This window comes from Micromonospora sp. NPDC049151 (assembly GCF_040648395.1).
GTDB lineage: Bacteria > Actinomycetota > Actinomycetes > Mycobacteriales > Micromonosporaceae > Micromonospora.
In genome coordinates, this window is the sequence record NZ_JBEZDP010000012.1 from 161718 (window position 1) to 183465 (window position 21748).

The window sequence follows — 21748 nt, forward strand, 5'->3', positions numbered from 1 at the left end:
ACGGCGTCTCGGCCTCCGCGCCGGGCGTCGTGCCCGGAGGTGAGAATGACTCATATCTATCTGCGGGCAATGATCGACGCATCACCGGCGTCCGGGATAGCCGTTGTTCACCAGCTGTCAATGCCGACGTTTCGCCGCCTTCCGTCCCACAACGACACGGTGGGGGTGGCGCGTCGCCACCCCCACCGCTCTCCCCGCCGGTGCGCCGTCAGTGCTTGTGGAACGACTGGCGCACCACACCCCCCACCAGCGCGCACCAGGTGGTGGTGCTGATCTTGCCGTTGGGCGGTAGTCCGTGCAGGCGCTGGAGGTCCTTCACCGCCGTGCGGGTGGCGTGGTCGTACTCGCCGGTCGGGACGACCTCGGCGTAGCCCTTGGAGGCGAGCATGAACTGCGCGGCGGTCACCGGGATCCCGCTCGACTTCTGGTCCAGCTCCGGCGCCAGGGTCTCCCAGGTCGGCGCCGTGAGCGTGGCGTCGACGTCGACCGGGATGCCGTTGCGGGCCTGCCAGTCCTGCACCGCCGCGACGGTGGCCGCGTCGAACACGCCGGTGACCGGCACGGTGTAGCCCTGGAACGTCAGCAGGTACTGCGCGACCCGGACCACCGGCCCGCCGACGAAGCGCCAGATGTCCGGCCAGCGGCGGGCCGGCGCGTCGCCCAGGTCGGTGCCGAGTTCGTTGAACACCGCGCGGCGCAGCGCCGGGAACTCGCGGTAGAACATCGCCCCCGGGCAGAGTGTGGCGCGGAAGTCCCAGTGGCCGAAGATGTCGTGCGCGTGCAGCCCGTACTGCCGGCAGATCGCGGTGCACAGCCGGGCGAGGGAGTCGAGCAGCTCCTCCGGCGGCGTCTCGGTGACGTACGTGCCCTCGTTCTCGATGCCGATGGCCCGCCCGTTCTCGCCCGGGCAGTGCGCGGCGATCATCTGCCGGTCACCGGCCCGCAGCCGGTCCAGGCTGCCGTGCCGTCCCTCCAGGACGTGACCGCCGCGGCTCACCGTGAAGTGCTGCCCGGTGTCGGACCAGCCGTTGCCGTCCATGTGCAGGTCCTGGCAGTCGCGGGCGAGCTGCCTGGCGTGCTCCTCGGAGTAGTCGGTGACGTTCGGGAACGCCATGTGGTGCACGATGATCTTGTTGGTCGGGATCGCGCTCACCGAGAGCGGGTCGGCCGGCGGGCGGGCGGCCCACCCGTCGCAGCTGATGATCCAGTCGAGGTCCGCGCCCGGCGCCGCCTGCGCGGCGGCCGGCAGGGCGAGCTCGCTCCCGACGACCGCGACCGCGACCGCGGCGGCGCCGAGGCCGGCCCGCAGCAGCGTACGGCGGTCCAGCTCGGGGTGGTCGAAGTGCATCTCGCCTCCTCGATGGCCCGACCCGCGCCGGGCGATGTAAAGGAACTGCAAGGAATGCGCGCGTGGTGGAGAATATTGCCAAGCGCGCGCGGTGCGCCAGAGGACAAAAGCGACGTTCGTCGGCCGTTCCTACCGCCGGAGTAGGCGATCTCACATCCGCTGACCGGGACGGACCATGTCCTTCCGCTACCTGCCGTGGCAGCCTGGGCCGATGCAGTCGCCCAGCCCGGCCGGGATCGTCGTGCTCGTCGCGGTGCTCGCGGCCGCCACCGCGTTCGGCTGGTGGCGCCGCCGCCACGACGGGCGGCTGCGCGCCGTCCGGAATCGCCCATCGACCGCCGCCGGGGCGCCGCACCGGGCCACCCTCACCGCCCTCGGGGTACGCCCCGGCGAGGTCACGCTGGTGCAGTTCTCCGCCCCGGTCTGCGCGCCCTGCCGGGCCGCCCGCCGGGTGCTCGCCGACGTCGCCGCCCGCCACGACGGCGTGACCGTGCTGGAGGTCGGCGTGGACGAACACCTCGACGCGGCCCGGGAACTGGACGTGTGGCGTACCCCGACCGTGCTGGTGGTGGACGCGGCCGGCCGCGTGGTGCGCCGGGCAGCGGGCGTGCCCGACCGCGACGACCTGACCGCCGCGCTCACCGTCGGAGCCGGGCGATGACCGGCGTACGGCTGACCCGCCGCCGGGTGGTGGACCACGGGCGGCTCGCCACGAGCCTCTGTGCGCCGGTCCGTCCCGCCTGACCGACCGCCCCCGCACGAACGGACCCACCCCATGCTGCTCGACCCCCGGGGACCGCGCTTCGCCGCCGTCCTCACCACAGCCGTCCTCGCGATCGTCCTCGTCACCGGCTCCGGGCTGCTCCTGCTCGCCCAGGCCGTCGTGTTCGCGCTGACCGCGCTCAACCCGCGCCTCGGCCCGTACGGCCTGCTGTTCCGCGCCCTGGTGGCGCCCCGGCTGGACCCTCCGACGGAGCTGGAGCCGGTCGCGCCGGTGCGCTTCGCCCAGGTCGTCGGCCTGGTCTTCAGCGTCGTCGGCGCGGCCGGCTGGCTCGCCGGACTGCCCGCGCTCGGCCTGGCCGCCACCGGCGCCGCGCTGGCCGCTGCCTTCGGAAACGCCGCGTTCGGGCTCTGCCTCGGCTGCGAGGCGTACCTGGCGATCCGGCGGCTGGCCGGGCGCCCGCTCGCCGCCCGGGTGGCGGTACCCCCGCGCTGATGTTCCGCACGTACGCTGGCCCCGGCGGGATGGGGGAGCGGCATGGCGGGTCGTGGACGGCTGGACCGGCGTAGCCTGCTCGTCGCCGCCGGTGGGCTGGCGGTCGCCGGGATCGGCGTGCCGGTCGGGCTGGCCGCCACCAGCGACCGGCCGCCGCCCCCGCCGCGCGGCCGGCGGCCGGTCAGCATGGCGATGCACCTGCACGCCTCGTTCAGCGAGGGCGTTGCCAGCTACGCCGCCCACCTCGACCAGGCCCGCCGCAACGGCGTCGACGTGCTCTGGTGGACCGACCACGACTTCCGGGTCGCCGCCCACGACCACCGCCGCGTCGTCCACTTCGACGGGCCGGAGGAACGCGAGGGCGGCCTGGCCTGGACCTGGCAGCCGGCCACCGAGGGGCGCCTGTCCGCCCCGGCCGCCGACTTCGTGGACGTGCCGGACGCCCCCGACGGCCCGGGCCGCGCGCTGCGCCTCACCGCCGCCGGTGCCGGCACCCACTGGTACGCGGGCAAGGCGTGGAACTGGACGCACACCTCCAACATCTCCGACACCACACTGCACCTCGACGTACGCCCCGAGGCGGCCGGCCGGGACGCCACGCTCACCGTGGAGCTGGCGCTCTCGCACCACCCGGCCGGACCCGGCCGGCCCGCCGGGCAGCTCGTGCTGCGCTACCGCCTCGGTGGCGTGGACACGACCCGGCACACGGTCGACGGCCGGCACGGCACTGTGGAACTGCCCGCCCCGGCCGGCGCCTGGCGGCGGCACACGTTCGACCTGCTCGCCGACGTACGTCGGCTGTGGCCGGACCTGGTCGCCGGGGACAACTCGCTGCGCGGGCTGCGCCTCGGCGTGACGGTGACCGGTGGCGCGCGCGGCGCGTATCTGGTGGACCGGCTCGTCTTCGACCGGGCCCGCCGCGCCGGGCAGGCGGGAGAGGAACTGCGCGCCGAGGTGCTGCGCGGCTACGACGGGGCGTATCCCGGCGTCACCCACCACCGCGCGTACGAGGTGTCCATGGTGCGGCACCTCAACTGGTTCGGCGGTGACGGCACGCTGCCGCGCTTCCCGTCCCCGCCGTACCGGGACAACGACGTCGACGCCACCGAGAAGATGGTGGAGTTCCTGCACTCGCACGGCGGCGTGGTCTGCTGGAACCACCCGCTGGACGCGGAGCGCCGCGAGTCGCTGGCCCGGCTGCTGGTGAGCCGCGACGCGCTCGGCGTCGACCTGATCGAGATCGGCCGGAGACCGGTCGAGGAGCACCTGTGGGCGTACGACGTGGCGGCCCGCAACGCGATTCCGCTCACCGCCGTGGGAGTCACCGACGACCACGACGGCACCGACTGGCGGGCCGGCCGGGACCGGAACGTCACATCGGTCTGGGCGGCCTCGACCGGCCGGGACGACCTGGTCGCGGCGCTGCGCGCCGGGCAGGCGTGGTTCGCCGACCTGGCCGGCTACCGGGGCGCGCTGGACCTGGAACTGGGCGGCCGCAGCGCCATGGGCGCCCTCGCCGTGCTCGCCGAGGAGGCCGTCACGGTGCGGCTGCGCGCCACCGACCTGCCGGCCGGGGCCACGCTGGAGACGGTCACCGGCGCGGTCGACCGGGCCGGTGTCGCGGACCCGACACCGGCGGTCCGGGTCGGGCAGGTTGCCTGGCGGCAGTTGCGGCAGGGCTGGCACGACCTGCCGGTGCGCGTCGGCGCCGGCACGTACGTGCGTACCCAGATCCGCGACCGCGACGGGGAGATAGTAGGCGCGAGCAACCCCCTCTGGCTGCTCCGCACCCCTCCACCCGCAGGCATCCCCCCAGCCCGCCGCTTCTGACCGCCCCCGGCCCCAGCCCGTCGACCATGAAGGTGGCGGCGATCTCCGTCCTCTTTGTCCCCGGCCAACTTCATGATCAACAAGGTGAGGGCGGTTGCCGGGGTCTGGTACTCGTGACGGTGTGTCCGATAACGACCAACTGCCGTGCGGTGCCGCGCCGTACCGGGAACCGGGCGCCGACCGGCGTCCGGAAGCAGCCGTTGCGGCGATGGCCGACGGCCGTGGCGCGGTGAGAATGACGACCGAGGCGGCACCCGACATCCGCCCGTGGGACGCCGTGGAGTCTGTCGCATGAGCGGCTGGGAACTGTCCGGATACACGCCGGTCCGCCGGCTCGGCGCCGGCGCGTCGGGCAGCGTCGTGCTCGCCACCCACGACCCGACCGGCACCCCGGTCGCGATCAAGTACCTGGTCCGCGACCTGGGCGCGGACTCGGCGTTCCGGACCGCGTTCCGCACCGAGGCCCGGCTGCTCGGCGAGATCGACGACCCGCACGTCAGCCGCCTCTACGAGTACGTGGAGAGCCCGCACGGCGCGGCCATCGTGATGGAGCTGGTCGACGGGGTCTCGCTGCGCCAGATGTTGCGCGAACACGGCCCGACCACGCCCGAGGCCGCGCTCTGCGTCCTCAAGGGCTCGCTCGCCGGCCTGGCCGCCGCGCACGCCCACGGAGTCGTGCACCGTGACTACAAGCCGGAGAACGTCCTGGTCACCGGCACCGGGCTGAGCAAGCTCGCCGACTTCGGCATCGCCATGCCGATCGGCCAGGGCTCCGGCGCCACTGTCTCCGGCACGCCCCGCTACATGGCCCCCGAGCAGTGGACCGGCGCCCCGGCCAGCCCGGCGTGCGACGTCTACGCCGCCACCGCCACGTTCTTCGAGTGCCTCACCGGCCGGCCCCCGTACCAGGGACCGGACCTGCTCTCCCTGCGCGACCAGCACGCCGGCGCACCGATCCCCGCCGAGGCGGCGCCCCCGCCGGTGCACGAGCTGCTGCGCCACGGCATGGCCAAACGCCCCGACGACCGCCCGCCGACCGCCGAGGCGTTCCTGGACCTGCTGGAACGGGTCGCCGGCATCGGGTACGGCCCCGACTGGGAGGAACGCGGGCTGCGGGAGCTCGCCCGGCGGGCCGCGCTGCTCGCCGCGCTGTGGCCGTTCCCCGAGCGGGCCGGGGGCGCCACCGCCGTCGCGCACACCGAACTCGGCACGACCACCGGCCGGGGCGGACGGTTCCGTCAGGGCCGCGCCCGTACCGCTCTGGCCGCCGGCACCCTGGTCGCCGCCGTCCTGGCCGGTGGCGCCGGCTACAGCTACGCCGCCAACGACGGCACCTCCGCTGCCGGCCCCACCGGCCCGGCGAGCGCTGCTCCCGCCACCGCCGCCGGCACGCCCGCACCGGACCCGACCGGCTCCGAGACACCCAGCCCGTCGCCGACACCCGGCCCGGCCACCGCGGCCGCCGCGCCGCCACCGCCCACGCCGGACCGGACCGGAACGCCGACCCGCACCGGCACGCCCACCCCCAGCGCGTCGCGCACCACCAGCCCGCCGCCGGACGTGACAGCGCCGGTTGTGGACGGCGTACGCGCCGATCCGGGGGAGCTGGACCCGAAGGGCTGCCCCTACGGCGCCAAGAGCAGCACCGTCACCGCCACCGTCACCGACGACCGCAGTGGCTCGGCCGCGCTCACCGTCACCTTCGGCTACACCCTCGACGGCGCCACCGGCACGATCCGGATGGCCGCCACCGGGCGCGGCGTGTTCACCGGCACGCTCGGCCCGCTGTCCACGCCCAGGAGCAGCACCCGGATCCCCATCCGGGTCACCGCCGCCGACGCCGCCGGCAACACGACCACCTCGGCGTCACCTGTGTATGTGACGCTCTACCACGACTGCACCCCCGGCTAGGAGTACGACAGTGCCCACCGTCCCGCACCGCGGCCCGTCCCGGGGAACCTCCGCGTGACCCGCCCCGACGAGCCCACCGAGGCGCTGCCCACCCGCGCCCTGCCGATCACCGGTGACGCGGACACCGCCGAGCCCACCGTCCACCTGGTCCGGCCGCGAGCCGACGCCGACTCGACGGTCCCGCTCGCCGTCACGCGGGCGGAGCAGACCGCCGAGAAAGCGGAGCCGACAGTGCCGCTCGTCGTGGAGCGGGCGGAGCCGCCCGCCGGCGGTGCCGAGCCGACAACCGTGCTGGTAATCGACAACGCGGAGCCGACCGTCCGGCTCGCCGTCGACACCCCGGCGGCGACCGGCAGGTCGGAGCCCACCGTCCACCTCCCCGGGGCTGCGGGTGACCAGCCACCGACCGCCGAACCCACGGTCCACCTGACGGCGATCCCCGGCGGGGACGACCGCACCGCAGACCTCGCCGCCCCGGCCACGCCGACGCCGCCCGATGCCGAGCAGACCGTGCACGTGCGCCCAGGCCGGGCAGACGACGCGGGCGAGGCGACGGTCCAGATGCGCCCGCCAGCCGGAAACGCGACCGGGCAGGCCACCGTCTACCCGCGCCCGACGGGGCGTCCCGGCGCGGAACCGACCGCATCATGGCAGCCCACCGCCTCCTGGCAACCCACCGGCGTGCCGCCTCGGGGTCACCACTCCGGGACGGCGGCGACGGACGGCGGGGCGTACCCGGATCGGCCCGGCGACGCGCGGGCGGTGAGTGGCGGGCCGGCCCCGGGTGGCGAGCTGCGCTTCGGTCCGGGCGTGCCGGCGACGCCGCCGCCCGCGCCGCAGTGGCCCACCGCGCCCCCGATCCGCACGCGTCCGGTCTGGCGACGCGTCGTCTCGGTGCTGTCCACGCTGCTCACCGCGGCGCTGCTGCTGGCGGCCGGCCTCTACCTGTGGCAGCGGTTGCATCCGCTGGAGGTCGAGGGGGTCACCGTCGCGGTGTCCCGGCCGGCCGGGGTGGCCTGTGACGTGACAGTCGACGTGGTCGCCACGGTGCGCACCAACGGGCGCGGCGGGACGATCCGCTACCAGTGGTTCCGCACCGGCGCGCAGCCCGGCGCCGTGCTCACCGAACGGGTCGGCAGCGGGCAGCAGACCGCCGCCCTCACGCTCAAGTGGACGTTCAGCGGTGTCGGGGCGACCGCCGCGATCGCCACCGTCAACATCATCGAACCGGCGCCGACGCAGGCCAGCACCCGGGTCGTCTACCGCTGCCCCGGCGGCTGACCGCGTTTCCCCGCGCGCGGGTCCGGGTAGCCCCACCCGAACAAACCTGGACCACGTACGTGGAGGCCCTTCGATGAGAGACAACTTCGGGGACGCGGTGGGCGACGCGTTCCGTTCGGTGATGCTGTTCCTGCCCAAGGCGGTCGCGTTCATCGCGATCCTGGTCGCCGGCTGGCTGATCGCCAAGGCCGTGCTCAAGCTCGTCGACAAGGTGCTGGAGCGGGTCCACTTCGACCGCGCCGTCGAGCGCGGCGGGATCAAGACCGCGCTGGCCCGCTCCAAGTACGACGCCAGCGACATCGTCGCCAAGCTCGCCTACTACGGGGTGCTGCTGGTCACGCTCCAGCTCGCGTTCGGCATCTGGGGCCCGAACCCCATCTCCGACCTGATCGCCGGCGTGATCGCCTGGCTGCCCCGGGCGTTCGTCGCCATCGTCATCGTGGTGGTCGCGGCGGCCATCGCCCGCGCGGTGAAGGACATCATCTCCAGCGCGCTCGGCGGCCTCTCGTACGGCCGGGTGCTGGCGAACCTCGCCTCGGTGTTCATCCTGGGTCTCGGTGTCATCGCCGCGCTCAACCAGATCGGCGTCGCCACCACGGTCACCACCCCGGTGCTGATCGCGGTGCTCGCCACCATCGGCGGCATCCTGGTCGTCGGCGTCGGCGGCGGGCTGGTCCGGCCGATGCAGAGCCGCTGGGAGAACTGGCTGACCCGGGCCGAGGAGGAGTCGCGCACCATCGCCACGCACGCCCGCGCCTACCAGGCCGGCCGGCGTGACGTCGAGGCCCGCCTCGCGGCCTCCGGCCCGTACGCGGACTCGGAGCTGACCCAGCCGGTGAGCCGCGACGCCGAGGCGGACCGCACCCAGCCGGTCCCGGCGTACCCGGCCACCCCGTCGGCCCCGGCCGCCACCGGTGTGGACCCCACCGAGCCGGTGCCGTCGCAGGCGGGCGCGGAGGCCACGCAGCACATTCCGGCGTACGCCGACTCCGAGCGCACCCAGCCGGCCACGCCGCGCCAGCCGACCGCCGAGCAGGCCGCGGACAGCGAGGCCACCATGGTCATTCCGCAGGCCGACGTGGAGAAGTTCCGCCGCTGACCCGACAGCGGCGACGAATCGGGGCGGGACCGCACGGTCCCGCCCCGATCTCGTGCCCGCCGGGGACCACCCGGGCGCCTCGCGGCGGATAGGATCCCGGCATGACCTGGCGATGTTGATGCCTTCCTGAGCGACGAGGCCGCGGGCCGCCGCGGACGCCGTGCAATGCGACCGGTGTCCGTCACGTCCCGTGGGAAGGTTCCATGCTCGTCGCTCCGGCCCGCGTGCCCGCTACCCGCCGCCTGGCGGCGACGCTCTACGGGTACGCGTTCCTCACCGACCTCGTCCTGCTCTACCCGCTCTACGTGCTGCTGTTCGCCGACACCGGGCTGTCGGTCGGGCAGATCTCCTCGCTGTTCGTGCTCTGGGCGGCCGCCGGCATCCTGCTGGAGGTGCCCTCCGGCGTGTGGGCCGACGCGGTGTCGCGCCGCCTGCTGCTCTGCCTGGCGCCGCTGCTGGCCGCCGCCGGGTTCGCGCTCTGGGTGCTGCTGCCGTCCTATCCGGCGTTCGCCGTCGGCTTCCTGCTCTGGGGCGCCGGTGGCGCGCTGCGCTCCGGGGCGCTGGAGGCACTCGTCTTCACCGAGCTGGAACGCCTCGGCGCCACCGACCGGTACGCCCGGCTGATCGGCCGGACCCGCACCGCCGAGGTGCTCGGCGCGGTCGGGTCCGGGGTGCTCGCCGGGCCGGTGTTCGCGCTCGGCGGCTACCTCGCCGTCGGCGCGGCGAGCGTGGCGACGTGCCTGCTGGCGGCGGCCGTCGCGGCCCGCTTCCCGGAACACCGCCCACCACCCGCCGCGGCGCCGCCGGGCGTCGGGCCGGGCGGACCGCTCCCGAACGCCGCCCTGGACGCTCCGGGCGCGAACGTCGGGCCGGGGGAGAAGCCGGGTGACGACGAGCCCGGCTGGCTGGACAGCCTGCGGCTCGGACTGGCCGAGGTGCGGGCCGACCGCCGCGTCCGCGCCGCCGTGCTGCTGGTCGCGGCCGTCACCGCGATCTGGGGCGGGCTCGACGAGTACACCGGGCTGCTGGCCGCCGACACCGGCACGGCCGAGGCGGGCGTACCGCTGCTGCTCCTGCTGGTGTGGGCCGGGATGACGGTGGGCGGGCTGCTGGCGCCGCTGGGCGAGCGGCTGACCCACCGGGGGTACGCCGGTCTGCTGGTGTTCGCGGCGACGGCGACGGCGGCCGGGGCGCTGCTGCGGCACCCCGCCGGGTTCCTGCTGCTGGCGGCCGCGTTCGCCGCGTTCCAGCTGGCCACCGTGCTCGCCGACGTGCGGCTCCAGGCCCGGATCGCCGGGTCGGCCCGGGCCACGGTCACCTCGCTGGCCGGGATGGCCACCGATCTGACAGTCGTCGCCTTCTACGGCGGGTACGGGCTGCTCGCCGGCGCCGTGGGGAACCCGGCGGCCTTCGCGGTCGCGGTCCTGCCGTACCTGCTGGTGGCGCTCTGGCTGCTCACCGGTCGGGCGTGAATCGCCAGAAAGGGGGCCAATGGTCGCGTTCGCGGCCTAGCGTTGGTCCGGAAATTCGGCGACCCCGGGAGACGATCGCGGTGACGTTGGAAGCAGAGCGCACACTGCGCGACGAGGAGCTGACCGGGCTGGCCGAACTGGCCGCCCAACTGCGGGTGGACGCCATCAGGTGCAGCACGATGGCCGGCTCCGGGCACCCCACGTCCAGCCTGTCCGCCGCCGACCTGCTCTCCGTGCTGGTCGCCCGGCACCTGCGCTACGACTGGTCCTACCCCGACAACCCCGGCAACGACCACCTGATCTTCTCCAAGGGGCACGCCTCGCCACTGCTGTACGCGGTGTTCCGGGCCACCGGCGCGATCAGCGAACAGGAGCTGCTGGAGACGTACCGGCGGGCCGGCTCGCGCCTGCAGGGTCACCCGACGCCGGTGCTGCCCTGGGTGGACGTGGCCACCGGCTCGCTCGGGCAGGGCCTGCCGGTCGGCGTCGGGGTGGCGCTGGCCGCCCAGTACCTCGACCGCTCGCCCGCGCACGTCTGGGTGCTCTGCGGCGACAGCGAGACCGCCGAGGGATCGGTGTGGGAGGCGCTGGACAAGGCCGGCCACTACGGGCTGCGCAACCTCACCACGATCGTGGACGTCAACCGGTTCGGCCAGCGCGGCCCCACCGAGCTGGAGTGGGACCTGGACACCTACCGGCGGCGCGTCGAGGCGTTCGGCTGCCAGGCGATCGTCGTCGACGGCCACGACCTCGGCGCGATCGACGAGGCGTACGGGCAGGCACGCGACGCCACCGGGCCGACAGTGGTGCTGGCCCGCACGGTCAAGGGCAGGGGCGTGCCCGAGGTGGAGAACGACCCGGCCTGGCACGGCAAGCCGTTCGACCCGGAGCTGGCCGACCGGGCCGTCCGGGCGCTCGGCGGCCCCCGGCGCATCCGGGTCGCCGGACCGAAACCACCACCCGCGCCCCGGGCCGCCGCGCCGCAGAACCGGCGACCGGAACTGCCGACGTACTCCCGCGGCGCGAAGGTCGCCACCCGGGACGCGTACGGCGACGCGCTGCGCGCCCTCGGGGCCGCCCGGCCCGACGTGGTAGCGCTCGACGGCGAGGTCAGCGACTCCACCCGGGCGGAACGCTTCGCCGCCGCGTACCCGGATCGGTTCTTCCAGATGTTCATCGCCGAGCAGCAGCTCGCCGCCGCGGCGGTGGGCCTGGCGGTGCGCGGCTACCGGCCGTTCGCCGCGACGTTCGCCGCGTTCTGGTCCCGGGCGTACGACTTCATCCGGATGGCCGGCGTCTCCCGCGCCGACATCGCGCTCGTCGGCTCGCACGCCGGGGTGGAGATCGGCCCGGACGGCCCGTCCCAGATGGGGCTGGAGGACATCGCGGCGCTGCGCGCGGTCCCCGGCTCCACGGTGCTGTGCCCGGCCGACGCGGTCTCCTGCGCGGCCCTGGTCGCCCAGCTGCCCGACCACCCGGGGGTCAGCTACCTGCGGACGACGCGCGGCGCGTACCCGGTGCTCTACGACGACGCCGAGCCGTTCCCGATCGGCGGCAGCCGGATGCCGCGTGACGGCGGGGACGTGGCGCTGCTCGGCACCGGCGTGACGGTGCACCTCTGCCTCGCCGCCGCCGACGAGCTGACCCGCGAGGGCATCGAGGCCCGGGTGATCGACCTGTACTCGATCAAGCCGGTGGACCGGCAGCGCCTCGCCGAGGCGGTGGTGGAGACCGGCGGGCGGCTCGTCGTGGTCGAGGACCACTACCCGGAGGGCGGGCTGGGCTCCGCGGTGCTGGAGGCGCTGGCCGACCTGGGCGAACCGGCCCGGGTCAACCACCTGGCGGTACGCGGGCTGCCCGGCTCCGGCACCCCCGCCCAGCAGCTCGACCGGGCCGGCATCGGCGTCGGCGCGATCGTCTCGGCGGCCCGGTCCCTGGCCTGAGCCGGTGCTCGCCCCCCGGCGGCGCGGGGCGGTGTTTGCCGGGGCCGTCGGCGGGTAGCCACGCTGCCGGTGCGACGGGAGGACGGGCGATGGCCGAACCGGAGTTCTACGCGCGGGTGTCCGCCCGCGCCGGCGTGCCGGTGGAGACGGCCCGCGCGCTGACCGAGGCGACACTGCGCACGCTCGCCGAGCGGATCAGCGGCGGCGAGGCCGACGACCTGTCCGCGCACGTCGCGCACGAGCTGCGTCCGCTGCTGGCACGCGCCCGGGTCGACGACCCCGAGGTCTTCGGGTACGACGAGTTCCTGCGCCGGGTCGCCGAACGCTCCGGCGCGACACCGTCCGACGCCGAGCGCGGCGCCCGGGCGGTGTTGCAGGCCCTGCACCGGGTGATCGGGCCGGCCCAGTTCAACCGGGCGCTGTCCCAGCTGCCCCGGGAGATCGCCGAACTCGCTCAGCCCGCCCCGCGCCCCGCCTAGGCGAAAGGAAGGGCCCCCTCTTAACGCCTCCGGTAGAGGAAGGGCCCCTTGTTAACAGCCGACGGGGCGGCGTCACTGCGGCAGCGCGTCCAAGTAAGCCCAGCGGCCGTCCTCGCGGGCGAAGCGGCTGTGCTCGGCCAGCACGCCCGCCTGCCCGCCCTCGCGGTAGTGCGCCCGGAACCGGACCGTACCGGCGCTGTCGAACAGCCCGCCCTGCCCGGTCTCCACGATTTCCAGCCGGGTCCAGTGGGTGCCCGGATCCAGCTCCAGCCGGTCGGGCCGGGTGGTGGAGTGCCAGCTGTGCCGCAGGTAAACCGCGTCGCCGAGCGCGAACGCGCTGAACCGGGACCGCATCAGCGCCTCCGCTGTCGCCGCCGTCGCCTCGCCCCGGTGCACCGGGCCGCAGCAGTCCGCGTACGGCCGGCCGGTGCCACACGGGCAGGCCGCCGGACGCTCACCCGCGCCCTCGCGCGCCTTCCGTCTCGCCACCCGGCGATTCTCTCTTACACCACGATCGCCCTCGCCGCCGGTAGGCCGGGATATCCCGGACGGGACAGGGTGAGAGGGTGCACCTCGTATAGTCGCCTCCATGATCACTCGTGGGGCCACGGCCGACGCCACCACCGGCGGTTCCGGCGTCCGGAACTTCCGCGACGCGGGCGGCGTCGGATCGTTGCGCCGTGGGGTCCTGTATCGCTCTGGCGCCCTGCATCTCCTGACGCCCGAGGGTGCCCGGGAGCTGGAGGATCTCGGGCTACGCACGGTCATCGACCTCCGCAGCATCCGAGAGGTGGCCGACCGGCCGGACCGGTGCGCGGGTCTCGACGTCAAGCAGTGGCACTTTCCGGTGTTCACCGAGCAGAGCTGGCCGGACGACCAGGTGGCGCTGTACCCGTACATGGCTGAGCAGGCCGGTCGTGCCACCGTCGCGATCATCCGGCAGCTCATCACCCCCGGTGCGCTACCTGCCCTGGTCCACTGCGCCTCCGGCAAGGACCGCACCGGAGTCGTCGTCGCCGTCATCCAGACTCTCCTGAATGCTTCCGATGCGGAGGTCACCCAGGACTTCCTGCGCTCGAACGCCGCTCTGGGCCTCACCGGATCGCCGGCCGGCGCGGCGATCGGACACGGCACCCGCCCGGTGACCGCAGCGCACCTGCTTCATGCCATGGTGTGGATCCGCAGCCACCACGGCTCGGTCTCCGCCTATCTCCAGGCTGCCGGCGCCACCGAGGCCGAACTGGAGGCCCTGCGGGGGGTTCTTGCCTGAACCGGTCGTCCCGCCGGCCGGTGCCGCACGTCTTCACGATCGCTGCGCCCACGACGCAGGCACTACGCTCCCCGGTCCATGAGTGTGAGTCCGACTCAGCGTGTCCTCGACCCCGATCAGGTCCGCCGCTACCTGACCGCCTCGCTCGGATCCGGCGCCGAGGTGGCCGGCTGCGGCCCGCTGACCGGGGGCGGGTTCGCCGCCGTCTGGTGGGTACGCCTCACCGACGGCCGCGAGGTGGTGCTCAAGGTCGGTCCGCCGCCGCACGTGCCGCTGCTGCGCTACGAGCGCGACATGATCGGCGCGGAGGCGCACTACCTGCGCCTGGTAGCCGGCCGCGCGCCGGGGGTGCCGACGCCGGCGCTGCTGCACCACGGCACCGACCCCGAGCTGGGCGACTGGCTGCTCATGGCGCGGCTGCCAGGTCGTACCCTCTGGGACCTGACCCGGGCCGGCGCGGACGTCGGGCCGCTGCGCGCGGAGTTCGGGCGCGCGCTCGCCGCGCTGCACGCCGTCACCGGCGAGCGGTACGGCTACGACGGCGACCGGGCCTCCGGCGCGACGTGGCGGGACGCGTACACGGCGATGGTGGACGACATGCTCGCCGACTCGGCGGACTGGGCCGTGCCGCTGCCGGTGCCCGCGTCCCGGATCCGGGAACTGGTGGCCCGGCACGCGACGGTGCTCGACGCGGTCCGCCGCCCGGCGCTGCTGCACTTCGACGGCTGGGCCGGGAACGTGCTCGCCGTCGACGGCCCGGACGGCACGCCGCGACTGAGCGGCCTGGTCGACGGCGAGCGGTACCTGTGGGGCGACCCGCTGATGGACCTGGTGTCGCCGCTGCTGTTCCGCCGCGCCGAGGACGAGCCGGACGACCCGCTGGTACGCGCCTACCGGGCGGCGGCGCCGTTCCCGCTCGACGCCGGGGCGCGGCGGCGGCTCGGGCTCTACCGGCTCTACCTCTATCTGCTGATGACTGTCGAGATGCCCAGCCGGAACATCACCGCCGGCAACGATCCCGGCCGGGTGGAGCTGCTGGCGAAGCTGCTCGGCGCGGAACTGGCCGACCTGGCCGGCTGAGCCTCACCGGGTCGCGGTGGCGAAGACGACGATGTTGTCCGGGTAGCTGCCGGTACCCGGGTCGAACCGCCCGCCGCACGTGATCAGCCGCAGCCGGGCCGCCGCGTCGCCGCCGTAGACCCGCGCGGTGGGGAAGCGCTCCTTCGGGTACGCGCCGACGCCGTCCACAGTGAACGTCGCGGTCCGGCCGTCGGCCCGCAGCACCCGGATCGTGTCGCCGCCGCGCAGCCGCCCGAGGTCGAAGAAGACCGCCGGGCCGTGCTGCGAGTCGACGTGCCCGACCAGAACCGCGTTGCCGGCCTGGCCGGGGGCGGGACCGGGGTGGTACCAGCCGGTGACCTCTGGCCGTTCCAGCGGCGGCACCTCCAGCGCGCCGTCGGCGTCGGTGGCGACCGGGACGACCTCGGCGTCCACGCCGATGCGCGGGATGGAGACCCGGACCGGCGTGGACCGGGAAAGTGCCGGGCCGGCCGTACCGGGGCGTTCGGTGGCGGGCGCGGCGGATACGCCGGGCTGCGGTGGCGGCGTCGACGTGCTGCCGAGCCCGGCCGAGACCAGTCCGGCGCCGGTGGCTGCGGCGAGCGTGACGGCGGTGACCAGAACGACGGTGCGCAGACGCGCCCGCCGCTGCGACTCCGACAGCATCCCACCTCCGTCCGACAGGACGCGGCGCCCGCGCCGGGACGTCCGGCGCGGGTGGGCCGCTCGGCGAGCCGGTCAGGCCGTGGCGCCCGCGCGGCGCCGGCGGACGACCGCGTACGCGCCGCCGGCGAGCGCCCCGGCGGCCAGCACGCCGCCGGCGACGAGCACGCCGGTGTCGCCGTCGCGTCCGCCGCCACCGGCCTGCGCGCCGCCGATCGGGGTGACGGTGAACGTGGCGCTGCCGCCGTCGCTGCCGTCGCCGCACGTGGTGGCGACGGTGTACGTGCCGAGCGTGAACCCGGCGGTGAACAGTTCGGCGCTCAGGCCGCCGCCCGCGGCCGCGGTGGTGGACCTGACGTTCTGGTCCCGGTCCGGGCCGGTGACCCGGAAGATCGCGTCACCGGCGTTCGGGTTGCACGTGGTGGTCAGTACGACGGTGCCGCCGACCGGGGTGGTGGCGGGTGAGACCCTGGTGTCCGCCAGCGCGGCGGCCGGGAGCAGCAGTGCGCCGAGGCCCACGCCGAACGCCGCCGATCCGAGAAATGACTGTGCCTTCATCCGCGTCTTCCCTCACTTTTCGTCCGCTGTAGGCGTGGGACGTCGTTCGGGTGGCCAACTCCGTGACGAGCACCGGTGTGGCCAACACTAGGAGGGTTGCGGCGGTCACTGGGGGTAATTGAGAAATCTTCGTTGCCGTCCGGTGTGCTCCCTGCCGCCGCGAGACGGCGGACATGCCGGGCCAGGCCGGACGGCGGAACAGCCCGGTCCGGCACGTCTGGGGCCGGTGTCCGGTTCGCCGGCTACCGGACCGGTGGCTCCGGCCGGACCAGTCCGGTGTCGTACGCGAGCACCACCGCCTGGATCCGGTCGCGCAGGCCCAGCTTGGTCAGGATCGCCGAGACGTGCGTCTTCACGGTGGCGGTGCTCAGGTGCAGCCGGGCGGCGATCTCCGCATTGGACAGTGCCCGCGCGGTGAGCGTCAGCACCTCCCGCTCACGGGCGGTCAGCACGGCGAGCGCGTCGGCGACAGGCGCGGGCGCGGGCAGCCGGTCGGCGTACCGGTCCAGCAGCCGCCGGGTCACTGTGGGCGCGAGCAGCGCCTCGCCCCGGGCCACCACGCGTACCGCCTCGGCGAGGTCGGCCGGGCGGGTGTCCTTGAGCAGGAACGCGCTGGCCCCGGCGCGCAGCGCGGCGTAGACGTGCTCGTCCAGGTCGAACGTGGTCAGCATGACCACTCGCGCCGGGTTGCCGGCGGCCACCAGGTCCCGGGTGGCGGCGATGCCGTCGCGCCGGGGCATCCGGACGTCCATCAGCACCACGTCCGGCCGGGTGCGGGTCGCCACCGTCACCGCCTCGACGCCGTCGGCGGCCTCGCCGACCACTGTGAGGTCGGGCCGCGCGTCGAGCACCGTGCGCAGTCCGGCGCGGATCAGCTCCTGGTCGTCGGCGATCACCACCCGCACCGTCACCGGGTCACCCCGACCGGCAGCCGTGCGTGGACCCGGAACCCGCCGGCCGGCAGCGGGCCGGCGTCGAGCGTGCCGCCGAGCAGCCGGGCCCGCTCCCGCATGCCGACGATGCCGCGCCCGGCGGGCGTTCCGGGCCGGCGGGCGGGCGCCGGGCCGTCGTTGACGACCTCCAGCCGCAGGACGCCGTCGCGGTAGTGGACGTCCACGTCGGCGCGGGTGGCGTGCCCGTGGCGCAGCGCGTTCGTCAGCGACTCCTGCACGATCCGGTACGCCGACAGCTGCACCCCGCCGGGCAGCGCCTCGCCGTCGCCCTCCCGGTGCAACGTCACCGGCAGGCCGACCGCGCGTACCGCGTCGGCGAGCGCGTCGAGCTGCGCCAGCCCCGGCTGCGGTCCGTCCTGTCCGGACCCGTCGTCGAGGGCGAGCGCGTGCAGCATGGCCCGCAGTTCGGTGAGCGCCGACCGGGCCGCCGCGTCTATCGCGCCGAGCGCGGCCCGCGCCTGGGCCGGCTGCGTGTCGAACACGTCCTCGGCGGCGGCGGCCTGCACCGCGATGACAGCGACGTGATGCGCGACCACGTCGTGCAGTTCCCGGGAGATGCGTTCCCGCTCGGCCGCGAGCACGTGCCGCTCCCAGGCGCAGCGCCGCTGCGCCTGAGCCCGCTGCAACTCGCCGAGCGCCCAGGCCAGGGCCAGCGCGGTCACCGCGAGCAGCAGGTCCCGCCAGCCGCCGGTGACCAGCTTCCACGGCGTCGGCGCCAGCAGCAGCCCGAGCGCCACGAGCGAGTACCGGGGCGGGCGCAGCCGGGCCACGTACGCCAGCGGCACCGCGACCAGGCCGAGCCAGCCGAGCTGCGGGCAGAGCGCCTCCAGGCCGAGGCCGGCCAGCGCGGCGACGCCGACGGCGTACCCCGGGTGGCGCCGGATCCACAGCAGACAGCTGGCCTGCGCGACGGCGAGCCCGACCGCGACGGCTGTCGCGCCGGTCGTGTCCGGTCCGGCGTCGGAGGCCAGCAGCGCGAGCAGGCACACGGCGAGGCTCACGGTGGCGATGCCGCCGTCGAGCAGCAGCAGGAACCGGGGCCGGGGCGCGCACTTCATGTCCGGATGCTAGGCCGCCGGCCCGCCGTTTCTCATCGGTCGCCAGACGGAGATCCGGGCCGGTGGTCGGTCCGGCGACGGAGCCGGGAACCGCTCCGCGGCCCGATCCGTACGGCGGCCCGCCGGACCTAGCGTTTCCGGCAGTCGTACCGATGTGGAGGAGTCACCGATGGAGACCACGATCCCGACCGTCGCCGCCCGCCCGAATCGCCGCCGGGACCGCCTGCTGACGGTGCTCGCGGTCACCGCCGCCGCGCTGCTGGGCTGGGTGGTCGCGGTACCGGTCGCGGGGGTGGAGTTGATCGCGCGCAGCGGCTCCACGGACCAGCGGGTGACCCCGGTGGCCGTGGTGGTGAGCACGCTGCTCGCCGGGCTGGCCGGCTGGGCGCTGCTGGCCGTGCTGGAGCGGCTCACCGGCCGGGCCCGGAGCGCCTGGACGGTGGTCGCGGTGCTGGTGCTGCTGGTGTCCCTGCTCGGGCCGCTGGGCGGGGGAGTGGGCGGCGCGGCGAAGCTGACGCTGGTGGCGCTTCACCTGGTCGTGGGCGCGGTGCTGATCACCGGCCTGCGCCGCACCGGCCCGGACCCGTCAGAACTAGCCTCCTAGGACGCCCTGCGCGATGTGACGCCCGAAATTCCTCCGCCACCGGATGTCGAGAACGCAACGCCTGCTTCGTCCCCGGGGTGAACGCGGCCAGAATGGGTCGCACCCTCCACGAGGAGACACCGATGAAGTACCTGCTCCTGAAGCACTACCGCGGCGGCCCGACCCCGGTGACCGACATGCCGATGATCGACAAGTGGACGCCGGAGGAGATCTCCGCGCACGTGCGCTACATGCAGGAGTTCGCGGCGCGGCTCCAGGAGAGCGGCGAGTACGTCGACGGGCAGGCGCTCGCCCCGGAGGGCACGTTCGTCCGCTACGACGGCGAGGGACGCCCGCCGGTGACCGACGGCCCGTTCGCCGAGACGAAGGACCTCATCGCCGGCTGGATGGTGATCGACGTGGACAGCTACGAGCGCGCGCTCGAACTGGCCGCGGAGCTGTCGGCCGCGCCCGGCCAGGGCGGCAAGCCGATCCACGAGTGGCTGGAGCTGCGCCCGTTCCTCACCGCGCCGCCCACCATCACCGAGTGATCCGTCCGATGGACGAGGTCGCGCTCCGCAGCCTCATCCCGGGTGTGCTCGGTGTCCTCGTCCGCCGCGGAGCCGACTTCGCGGCGGCCGAGGACGCCGTGCAGGACGCGCTCGTCGAGGCGCTGCGCGTCTGGCCGTCCGACCCGCCCCGCGATCCGCGCGGCTGGCTGGTCACAGTGGCGTGGCGGCGGTTCCTGGACGCGGCCCGCGCCGACGCCGCACGGCGTCGGCGCGAGGACCTCGTGGATGAGGAGCCGCCGCCCGGGCCGGTGCCGGCGGTGGACGACACGCTGCGGCTCTACTTCCTCTGCGCGCATCCGTCGCTGAGCCCGTCGTCGGCCGTCGCGTTGACGCTGCGCGCCGTCGGCGGGCTCACCACCCGGCAGATCGCGCGGGCGTACCTGGTGCCGGAGGCCACCATGGCGCAGCGGATCAGCCGCGCCAAGCGCACCGTCTCCGGCGTCCGCTTCGATCAGCCCGGTGACGTCGCCACCGTGCTGCGGGTGCTGTACCTGGTGTTCAACGAGGGCTACTCCGGCGACGTGGACCTGGCGGCCGAGGCGATCCGGCTCACCCGGCAGCTCGCCGCCGCGATCGACCACCCGGAGGTGGCCGGGCTGCTCGCGCTCATGCTGCTGCACCACGCGCGCCGGGCCGGGCGGACCGCGCCCGACGGCAGCCTGGTGCCGCTGGCCGAGCAGGACCGCAGCCGGTGGGACACCGCGCTGATCGCCGAGGGTGTGGGCATCCTCCAGACCGCCCTGTCCCGGGACCGGCTGGGCGAGTTCCAGGCCCAGGCCGCCGTCGCGGCGCTGCACGCCGACGCGCCCACCGCCGCCGAGACCGACTGGGTGCAGATCGTCGAGTGGTACGACGAGCTGGTCCGCCTGACCGGCAGCCCGATCGCCCGGCTCAACCGGGCGGTGGCCGTCGGCGAGGCGGACGGCCCGCGCGCCGGGCTGGCGGCGCTCGCCGCCCTCGACGACTCGCTGCCCCGGTACACGGCGGTGGCCGCGTACCTGCACGAACGCGACGGCGACCCGGACCGGGCGGCGTGCCTCTACGCGGAGGCGGCCCGCCGGGCGTCCAGCCTGGCCGAACGCGACCACCTGAACCGGCAGGCGGCCCGCCTCAACAGCCGCCGCCCGGCGCGGGCCGACGGATGAGCGGGACGCGGACGCGGGTGCTGGCCCGGCTCGCCGACGACCTCGCCGCCCGCCTGCGGATGGGGGTGAGCGCGGGTCGGCCGGTGGCGGCGCCGGCCGATGTGGCAGCGTGGCCTGATGCACGCATCCCTCCCGGTCGACGTCGACCTCGCGCTGGTCGGCGGCGGCGGTGCCGCGTCCCTGGTCCTGGCCGCGCTGGACCGGCACGGCGTGACCGGGCTGCGGGTCGCCGTGGTCGACCCGGTGCACAAGCGCGGCCAGGACCGCACCTGGGCGTTCTGGGGCCGGCCCGGCGACGACCTGGACCCGCTGCTGAGCGCGAGCTGGTCGCAGGTCGACGTGGTCACGCCCGCCGGGCGCCGCGTCCTGACGCTCGACCCCCTGCGGTACGCCATGCTCCGCTCCGCCCCGGTCTACGACCGGGCTGCCGAGGCCGAGCGGCGGCTGGACGCGGTGCGGATCAGCGTCCCGGCGGGGGAGCTGCGTGACGACGGCGAGCGGGTGACGGTCCGCGACCCGGACGGGCGGGACCTGGTGCGGGCCGGCTGGGTGCTCGACTCGCGGCCCCGGCGGCCGAAGCGGCCGGGGCGCACGAGCTGGTTGCAGCACTTCCGGGGCTGGTGGCTGGCCGCCGACCGGCCGACGTTCGATCCGCAGCGGGCGGTGCTGATGGACTTCCGCACGCCGCAGCCGCAGCGCGGGGTGTCCTTCGGGTACGTGCTGCCTGTCGACGACCGGTTCGCGCTCGTCGAGTACACCGAGTTCGGGCCGGAACTGCTCGACGACGCCGGCTACGACGCGGCGCTGCGCGGGTACGCCGGCCTGCTCGGTCTGGACCTGACCGCGCTGCGGGTGCGGGAGGTCGAGGACGGCGTGATCCCGATGACCGACGGCCCGTTCGAGTCCCGCCCGAGTCCGCGCGTGGTGCGGCTGGGCACCGGCGGTGGCGCGACCCGCCCGTCCACCGGATTCACGTTCTCCGCGATGCTGCGCCAGGCCGACCAGGTGGCACTGGCGCTCGCCGCCGGCCGCCCGCCGGTCCCGGCGCCCGCGTACCCGGGCCGGCACCTGTGGATGGACGCGGTGGCGCTGCGGGCGCTGGACCGGGGGCACGTCGGCGGGGTGGAGTTCTTTGAGCGGCTGTTCGACCGCAACCCGCCGGAGCGGGTGCTGCGGTTCCTCGACGGCGTCACCAGCCCGGCGGAGGATCTGGCGGTGATGCGGTCCAGCCCGCTGCTGCCCATGACCGGCGCGGTGCTCGGTGACGCGGCCGGCCGGCTGCGTGCCCGGCTGCGCCGCTAGCCCGCA

At 75.2% G+C, this 21748-nt stretch carries 21 protein-coding genes; 15 read left to right on the top strand and 6 right to left on the bottom strand.

Annotated features, from left to right (window positions below; genetic code table 11):
• Positions 1-208: 208 nt before the first annotated feature.
• Positions 209-1348, bottom strand: a complete 1140-nt coding sequence (locus AB0B20_RS16550; RefSeq protein ID WP_357471509.1) for an N-acetylmuramoyl-L-alanine amidase — start codon at positions 1346-1348, stop codon at positions 209-211.
• Positions 1349-1559: 211 nt separating this feature from the next.
• Here AB0B20_RS16550 and AB0B20_RS16555 point away from each other — a divergent pair, with 211 nt between their 5' ends.
• The 9 genes from AB0B20_RS16555 (at position 1560) to AB0B20_RS16595 (ending at position 12579) form a co-directional block, all read left to right on the top strand.
• Positions 1560-2009, top strand: a complete 450-nt coding sequence (locus AB0B20_RS16555; protein ID WP_357471512.1) for a thioredoxin family protein — start codon at positions 1560-1562, stop codon at positions 2007-2009.
• A gap of 114 nt (positions 2010-2123) precedes the next feature.
• Complete coding sequence (locus AB0B20_RS16560) at positions 2124-2564, top strand: DUF4395 domain-containing protein (protein WP_357471515.1); 441 nt, start codon at positions 2124-2126, stop codon at positions 2562-2564.
• A gap of 42 nt (positions 2565-2606) precedes the next feature.
• On the top strand, positions 2607-4394 hold the full coding sequence (locus AB0B20_RS16565) for a hypothetical protein (RefSeq protein WP_357471518.1): 1788 nt from the start codon (positions 2607-2609) through the stop codon (positions 4392-4394).
• A gap of 291 nt (positions 4395-4685) precedes the next feature.
• Complete coding sequence (locus tag AB0B20_RS16570) at positions 4686-6305, top strand: serine/threonine-protein kinase (protein WP_357471521.1); 1620 nt, start codon at positions 4686-4688, stop codon at positions 6303-6305.
• Between the two features lie 54 nt (positions 6306-6359).
• Positions 6360-7586 (top strand): hypothetical protein, encoded by a 1227-nt coding sequence (locus AB0B20_RS16575; protein WP_357471524.1) that lies wholly within the window; start codon positions 6360-6362, stop codon positions 7584-7586.
• 73 nt (positions 7587-7659) lie between these two features.
• Positions 7660-8685 carry a hypothetical protein gene (locus AB0B20_RS16580; RefSeq protein WP_357471527.1) on the top strand — a complete coding sequence of 342 codons (1026 nt, stop codon included), beginning with the start codon at positions 7660-7662 and terminating at the stop codon, positions 8683-8685.
• A gap of 203 nt (positions 8686-8888) precedes the next feature.
• Entirely contained in the window at positions 8889-10157 is a 1269-nt protein-coding gene (locus tag AB0B20_RS16585) for an MFS transporter (RefSeq protein ID WP_357471530.1), read from the top strand.
• 80 nt (positions 10158-10237) lie between these two features.
• Positions 10238-12100: a transketolase gene (locus AB0B20_RS16590; protein WP_357471534.1), complete on the top strand. Its 1863-nt coding sequence runs from the start codon at positions 10238-10240 to the stop codon at positions 12098-12100.
• Positions 12101-12189: 89 nt separating this feature from the next.
• Positions 12190-12579 carry a DUF2267 domain-containing protein gene (locus AB0B20_RS16595; RefSeq protein ID WP_357471537.1) on the top strand — a complete coding sequence of 130 codons (390 nt, stop codon included), beginning with the start codon at positions 12190-12192 and terminating at the stop codon, positions 12577-12579.
• Positions 12580-12651: 72 nt separating this feature from the next.
• Here the strand turns inward: AB0B20_RS16595 and AB0B20_RS16600 are convergent, their stop codons facing one another.
• Positions 12652-13068, bottom strand: a complete 417-nt coding sequence (locus AB0B20_RS16600) for a YchJ family metal-binding protein (RefSeq protein WP_357471540.1) — start codon at positions 13066-13068, stop codon at positions 12652-12654.
• Positions 13069-13168: 100 nt separating this feature from the next.
• Between AB0B20_RS16600 and AB0B20_RS16605 the strand changes: the two genes are divergently transcribed.
• Positions 13169-13849 carry a tyrosine-protein phosphatase gene (locus AB0B20_RS16605; RefSeq protein WP_357471544.1) on the top strand — a complete coding sequence of 227 codons (681 nt, stop codon included), beginning with the start codon at positions 13169-13171 and terminating at the stop codon, positions 13847-13849.
• 78 nt (positions 13850-13927) lie between these two features.
• Positions 13928-14929 (top strand): aminoglycoside phosphotransferase family protein, encoded by a 1002-nt coding sequence (locus tag AB0B20_RS16610; RefSeq protein WP_357390022.1) that lies wholly within the window; start codon positions 13928-13930, stop codon positions 14927-14929.
• Between the two features lie 3 nt (positions 14930-14932).
• Here AB0B20_RS16610 and AB0B20_RS16615 read toward each other — a convergent pair whose 3' ends face one another.
• The 4 genes from AB0B20_RS16615 to AB0B20_RS16630 form a co-directional block, all read right to left on the bottom strand.
• On the bottom strand, positions 14933-15574 hold the full coding sequence (locus tag AB0B20_RS16615; RefSeq protein ID WP_357390024.1) for a class F sortase: 642 nt from the start codon (positions 15572-15574) through the stop codon (positions 14933-14935).
• A 72-nt stretch (positions 15575-15646) separates the two neighbouring features.
• Entirely contained in the window at positions 15647-16129 is a 483-nt protein-coding gene (locus tag AB0B20_RS16620; RefSeq protein ID WP_357390026.1) for a hypothetical protein, read from the bottom strand.
• A gap of 242 nt (positions 16130-16371) precedes the next feature.
• The gene (locus AB0B20_RS16625) at positions 16372-17040 is read right to left on the bottom strand and encodes a response regulator transcription factor (RefSeq protein WP_357390028.1); all 669 of its coding nucleotides are present in this window, start codon (positions 17038-17040) and stop codon (positions 16372-16374) included.
• Positions 17037-18140 (bottom strand): histidine kinase, encoded by a 1104-nt coding sequence (locus AB0B20_RS16630; protein WP_357390030.1) that lies wholly within the window; start codon positions 18138-18140, stop codon positions 17037-17039. Before AB0B20_RS16630 ends, AB0B20_RS16625 begins: the two co-directional genes overlap by 4 nt.
• A 169-nt stretch (positions 18141-18309) precedes the next feature.
• Here AB0B20_RS16630 and AB0B20_RS16635 point away from each other — a divergent pair, with 169 nt between their 5' ends.
• The 4 genes from AB0B20_RS16635 to AB0B20_RS16650 all read left to right on the top strand — a co-directional run bounded on the left by AB0B20_RS16635 (position 18310) and on the right by AB0B20_RS16650 (position 21742).
• Positions 18310-18744: a DUF6069 family protein gene (locus tag AB0B20_RS16635; RefSeq protein ID WP_357390032.1), complete on the top strand. Its 435-nt coding sequence runs from the start codon at positions 18310-18312 to the stop codon at positions 18742-18744.
• A 122-nt stretch (positions 18745-18866) separates the two neighbouring features.
• Positions 18867-19274 (top strand): YciI family protein, encoded by a 408-nt coding sequence (locus tag AB0B20_RS16640; protein WP_357390034.1) that lies wholly within the window; start codon positions 18867-18869, stop codon positions 19272-19274.
• A gap of 8 nt (positions 19275-19282) precedes the next feature.
• Positions 19283-20440, top strand: a complete 1158-nt coding sequence (locus AB0B20_RS16645; RefSeq protein ID WP_357390059.1) for a DUF6596 domain-containing protein — start codon at positions 19283-19285, stop codon at positions 20438-20440.
• Positions 20441-20557: 117 nt separating this feature from the next.
• Complete coding sequence (locus AB0B20_RS16650) at positions 20558-21742, top strand: lycopene cyclase family protein (RefSeq protein ID WP_357390037.1); 1185 nt, start codon at positions 20558-20560, stop codon at positions 21740-21742.
• Positions 21743-21748 lie beyond the last annotated feature (6 nt).

What these genes read in the sequence shown, in the direction of transcription:
- AB0B20_RS16565 (WP_357471518.1), top strand. Translation starts at nt 2,607, where the DNA reads ATGGCGGGTCGTGGACGGCTGGACCGGCGTAGCCTGCTCGTCGCCGCC.
- AB0B20_RS16630 (WP_357390030.1), bottom strand. Translation starts at nt 18,140, where the DNA reads ATGAAGTGCGCGCCCCGGCCCCGGTTCCTGCTGCTGCTCGACGGCGGC.
- AB0B20_RS16640 (WP_357390034.1), top strand. Translation starts at nt 18,867, where the DNA reads ATGAAGTACCTGCTCCTGAAGCACTACCGCGGCGGCCCGACCCCGGTG.
- AB0B20_RS16605 (WP_357471544.1), top strand. Translation starts at nt 13,169, where the DNA reads ATGATCACTCGTGGGGCCACGGCCGACGCCACCACCGGCGGTTCCGGC.
- AB0B20_RS16620 (WP_357390026.1), bottom strand. Translation starts at nt 16,129, where the DNA reads ATGAAGGCACAGTCATTTCTCGGATCGGCGGCGTTCGGCGTGGGCCTC.
- AB0B20_RS16570 (WP_357471521.1), top strand. Translation starts at nt 4,686, where the DNA reads ATGAGCGGCTGGGAACTGTCCGGATACACGCCGGTCCGCCGGCTCGGC.
- AB0B20_RS16645 (WP_357390059.1), top strand. Translation starts at nt 19,283, where the DNA reads ATGGACGAGGTCGCGCTCCGCAGCCTCATCCCGGGTGTGCTCGGTGTC.
- AB0B20_RS16595 (WP_357471537.1), top strand. Translation starts at nt 12,190, where the DNA reads ATGGCCGAACCGGAGTTCTACGCGCGGGTGTCCGCCCGCGCCGGCGTG.
- AB0B20_RS16650 (WP_357390037.1), top strand. Translation starts at nt 20,558, where the DNA reads ATGCACGCATCCCTCCCGGTCGACGTCGACCTCGCGCTGGTCGGCGGC.
- AB0B20_RS16555 (WP_357471512.1), top strand. Translation starts at nt 1,560, where the DNA reads ATGCAGTCGCCCAGCCCGGCCGGGATCGTCGTGCTCGTCGCGGTGCTC.
- AB0B20_RS16615 (WP_357390024.1), bottom strand. Translation starts at nt 15,574, where the DNA reads ATGCTGTCGGAGTCGCAGCGGCGGGCGCGTCTGCGCACCGTCGTTCTG.
- AB0B20_RS16635 (WP_357390032.1), top strand. Translation starts at nt 18,310, where the DNA reads ATGGAGACCACGATCCCGACCGTCGCCGCCCGCCCGAATCGCCGCCGG.
- AB0B20_RS16580 (WP_357471527.1), top strand. Translation starts at nt 7,660, where the DNA reads ATGAGAGACAACTTCGGGGACGCGGTGGGCGACGCGTTCCGTTCGGTG.
- AB0B20_RS16585 (WP_357471530.1), top strand. Translation starts at nt 8,889, where the DNA reads ATGCTCGTCGCTCCGGCCCGCGTGCCCGCTACCCGCCGCCTGGCGGCG.
- AB0B20_RS16550 (WP_357471509.1), bottom strand. Translation starts at nt 1,348, where the DNA reads ATGCACTTCGACCACCCCGAGCTGGACCGCCGTACGCTGCTGCGGGCC.
- AB0B20_RS16560 (WP_357471515.1), top strand. Translation starts at nt 2,124, where the DNA reads ATGCTGCTCGACCCCCGGGGACCGCGCTTCGCCGCCGTCCTCACCACA.
- AB0B20_RS16610 (WP_357390022.1), top strand. Translation starts at nt 13,928, where the DNA reads ATGAGTGTGAGTCCGACTCAGCGTGTCCTCGACCCCGATCAGGTCCGC.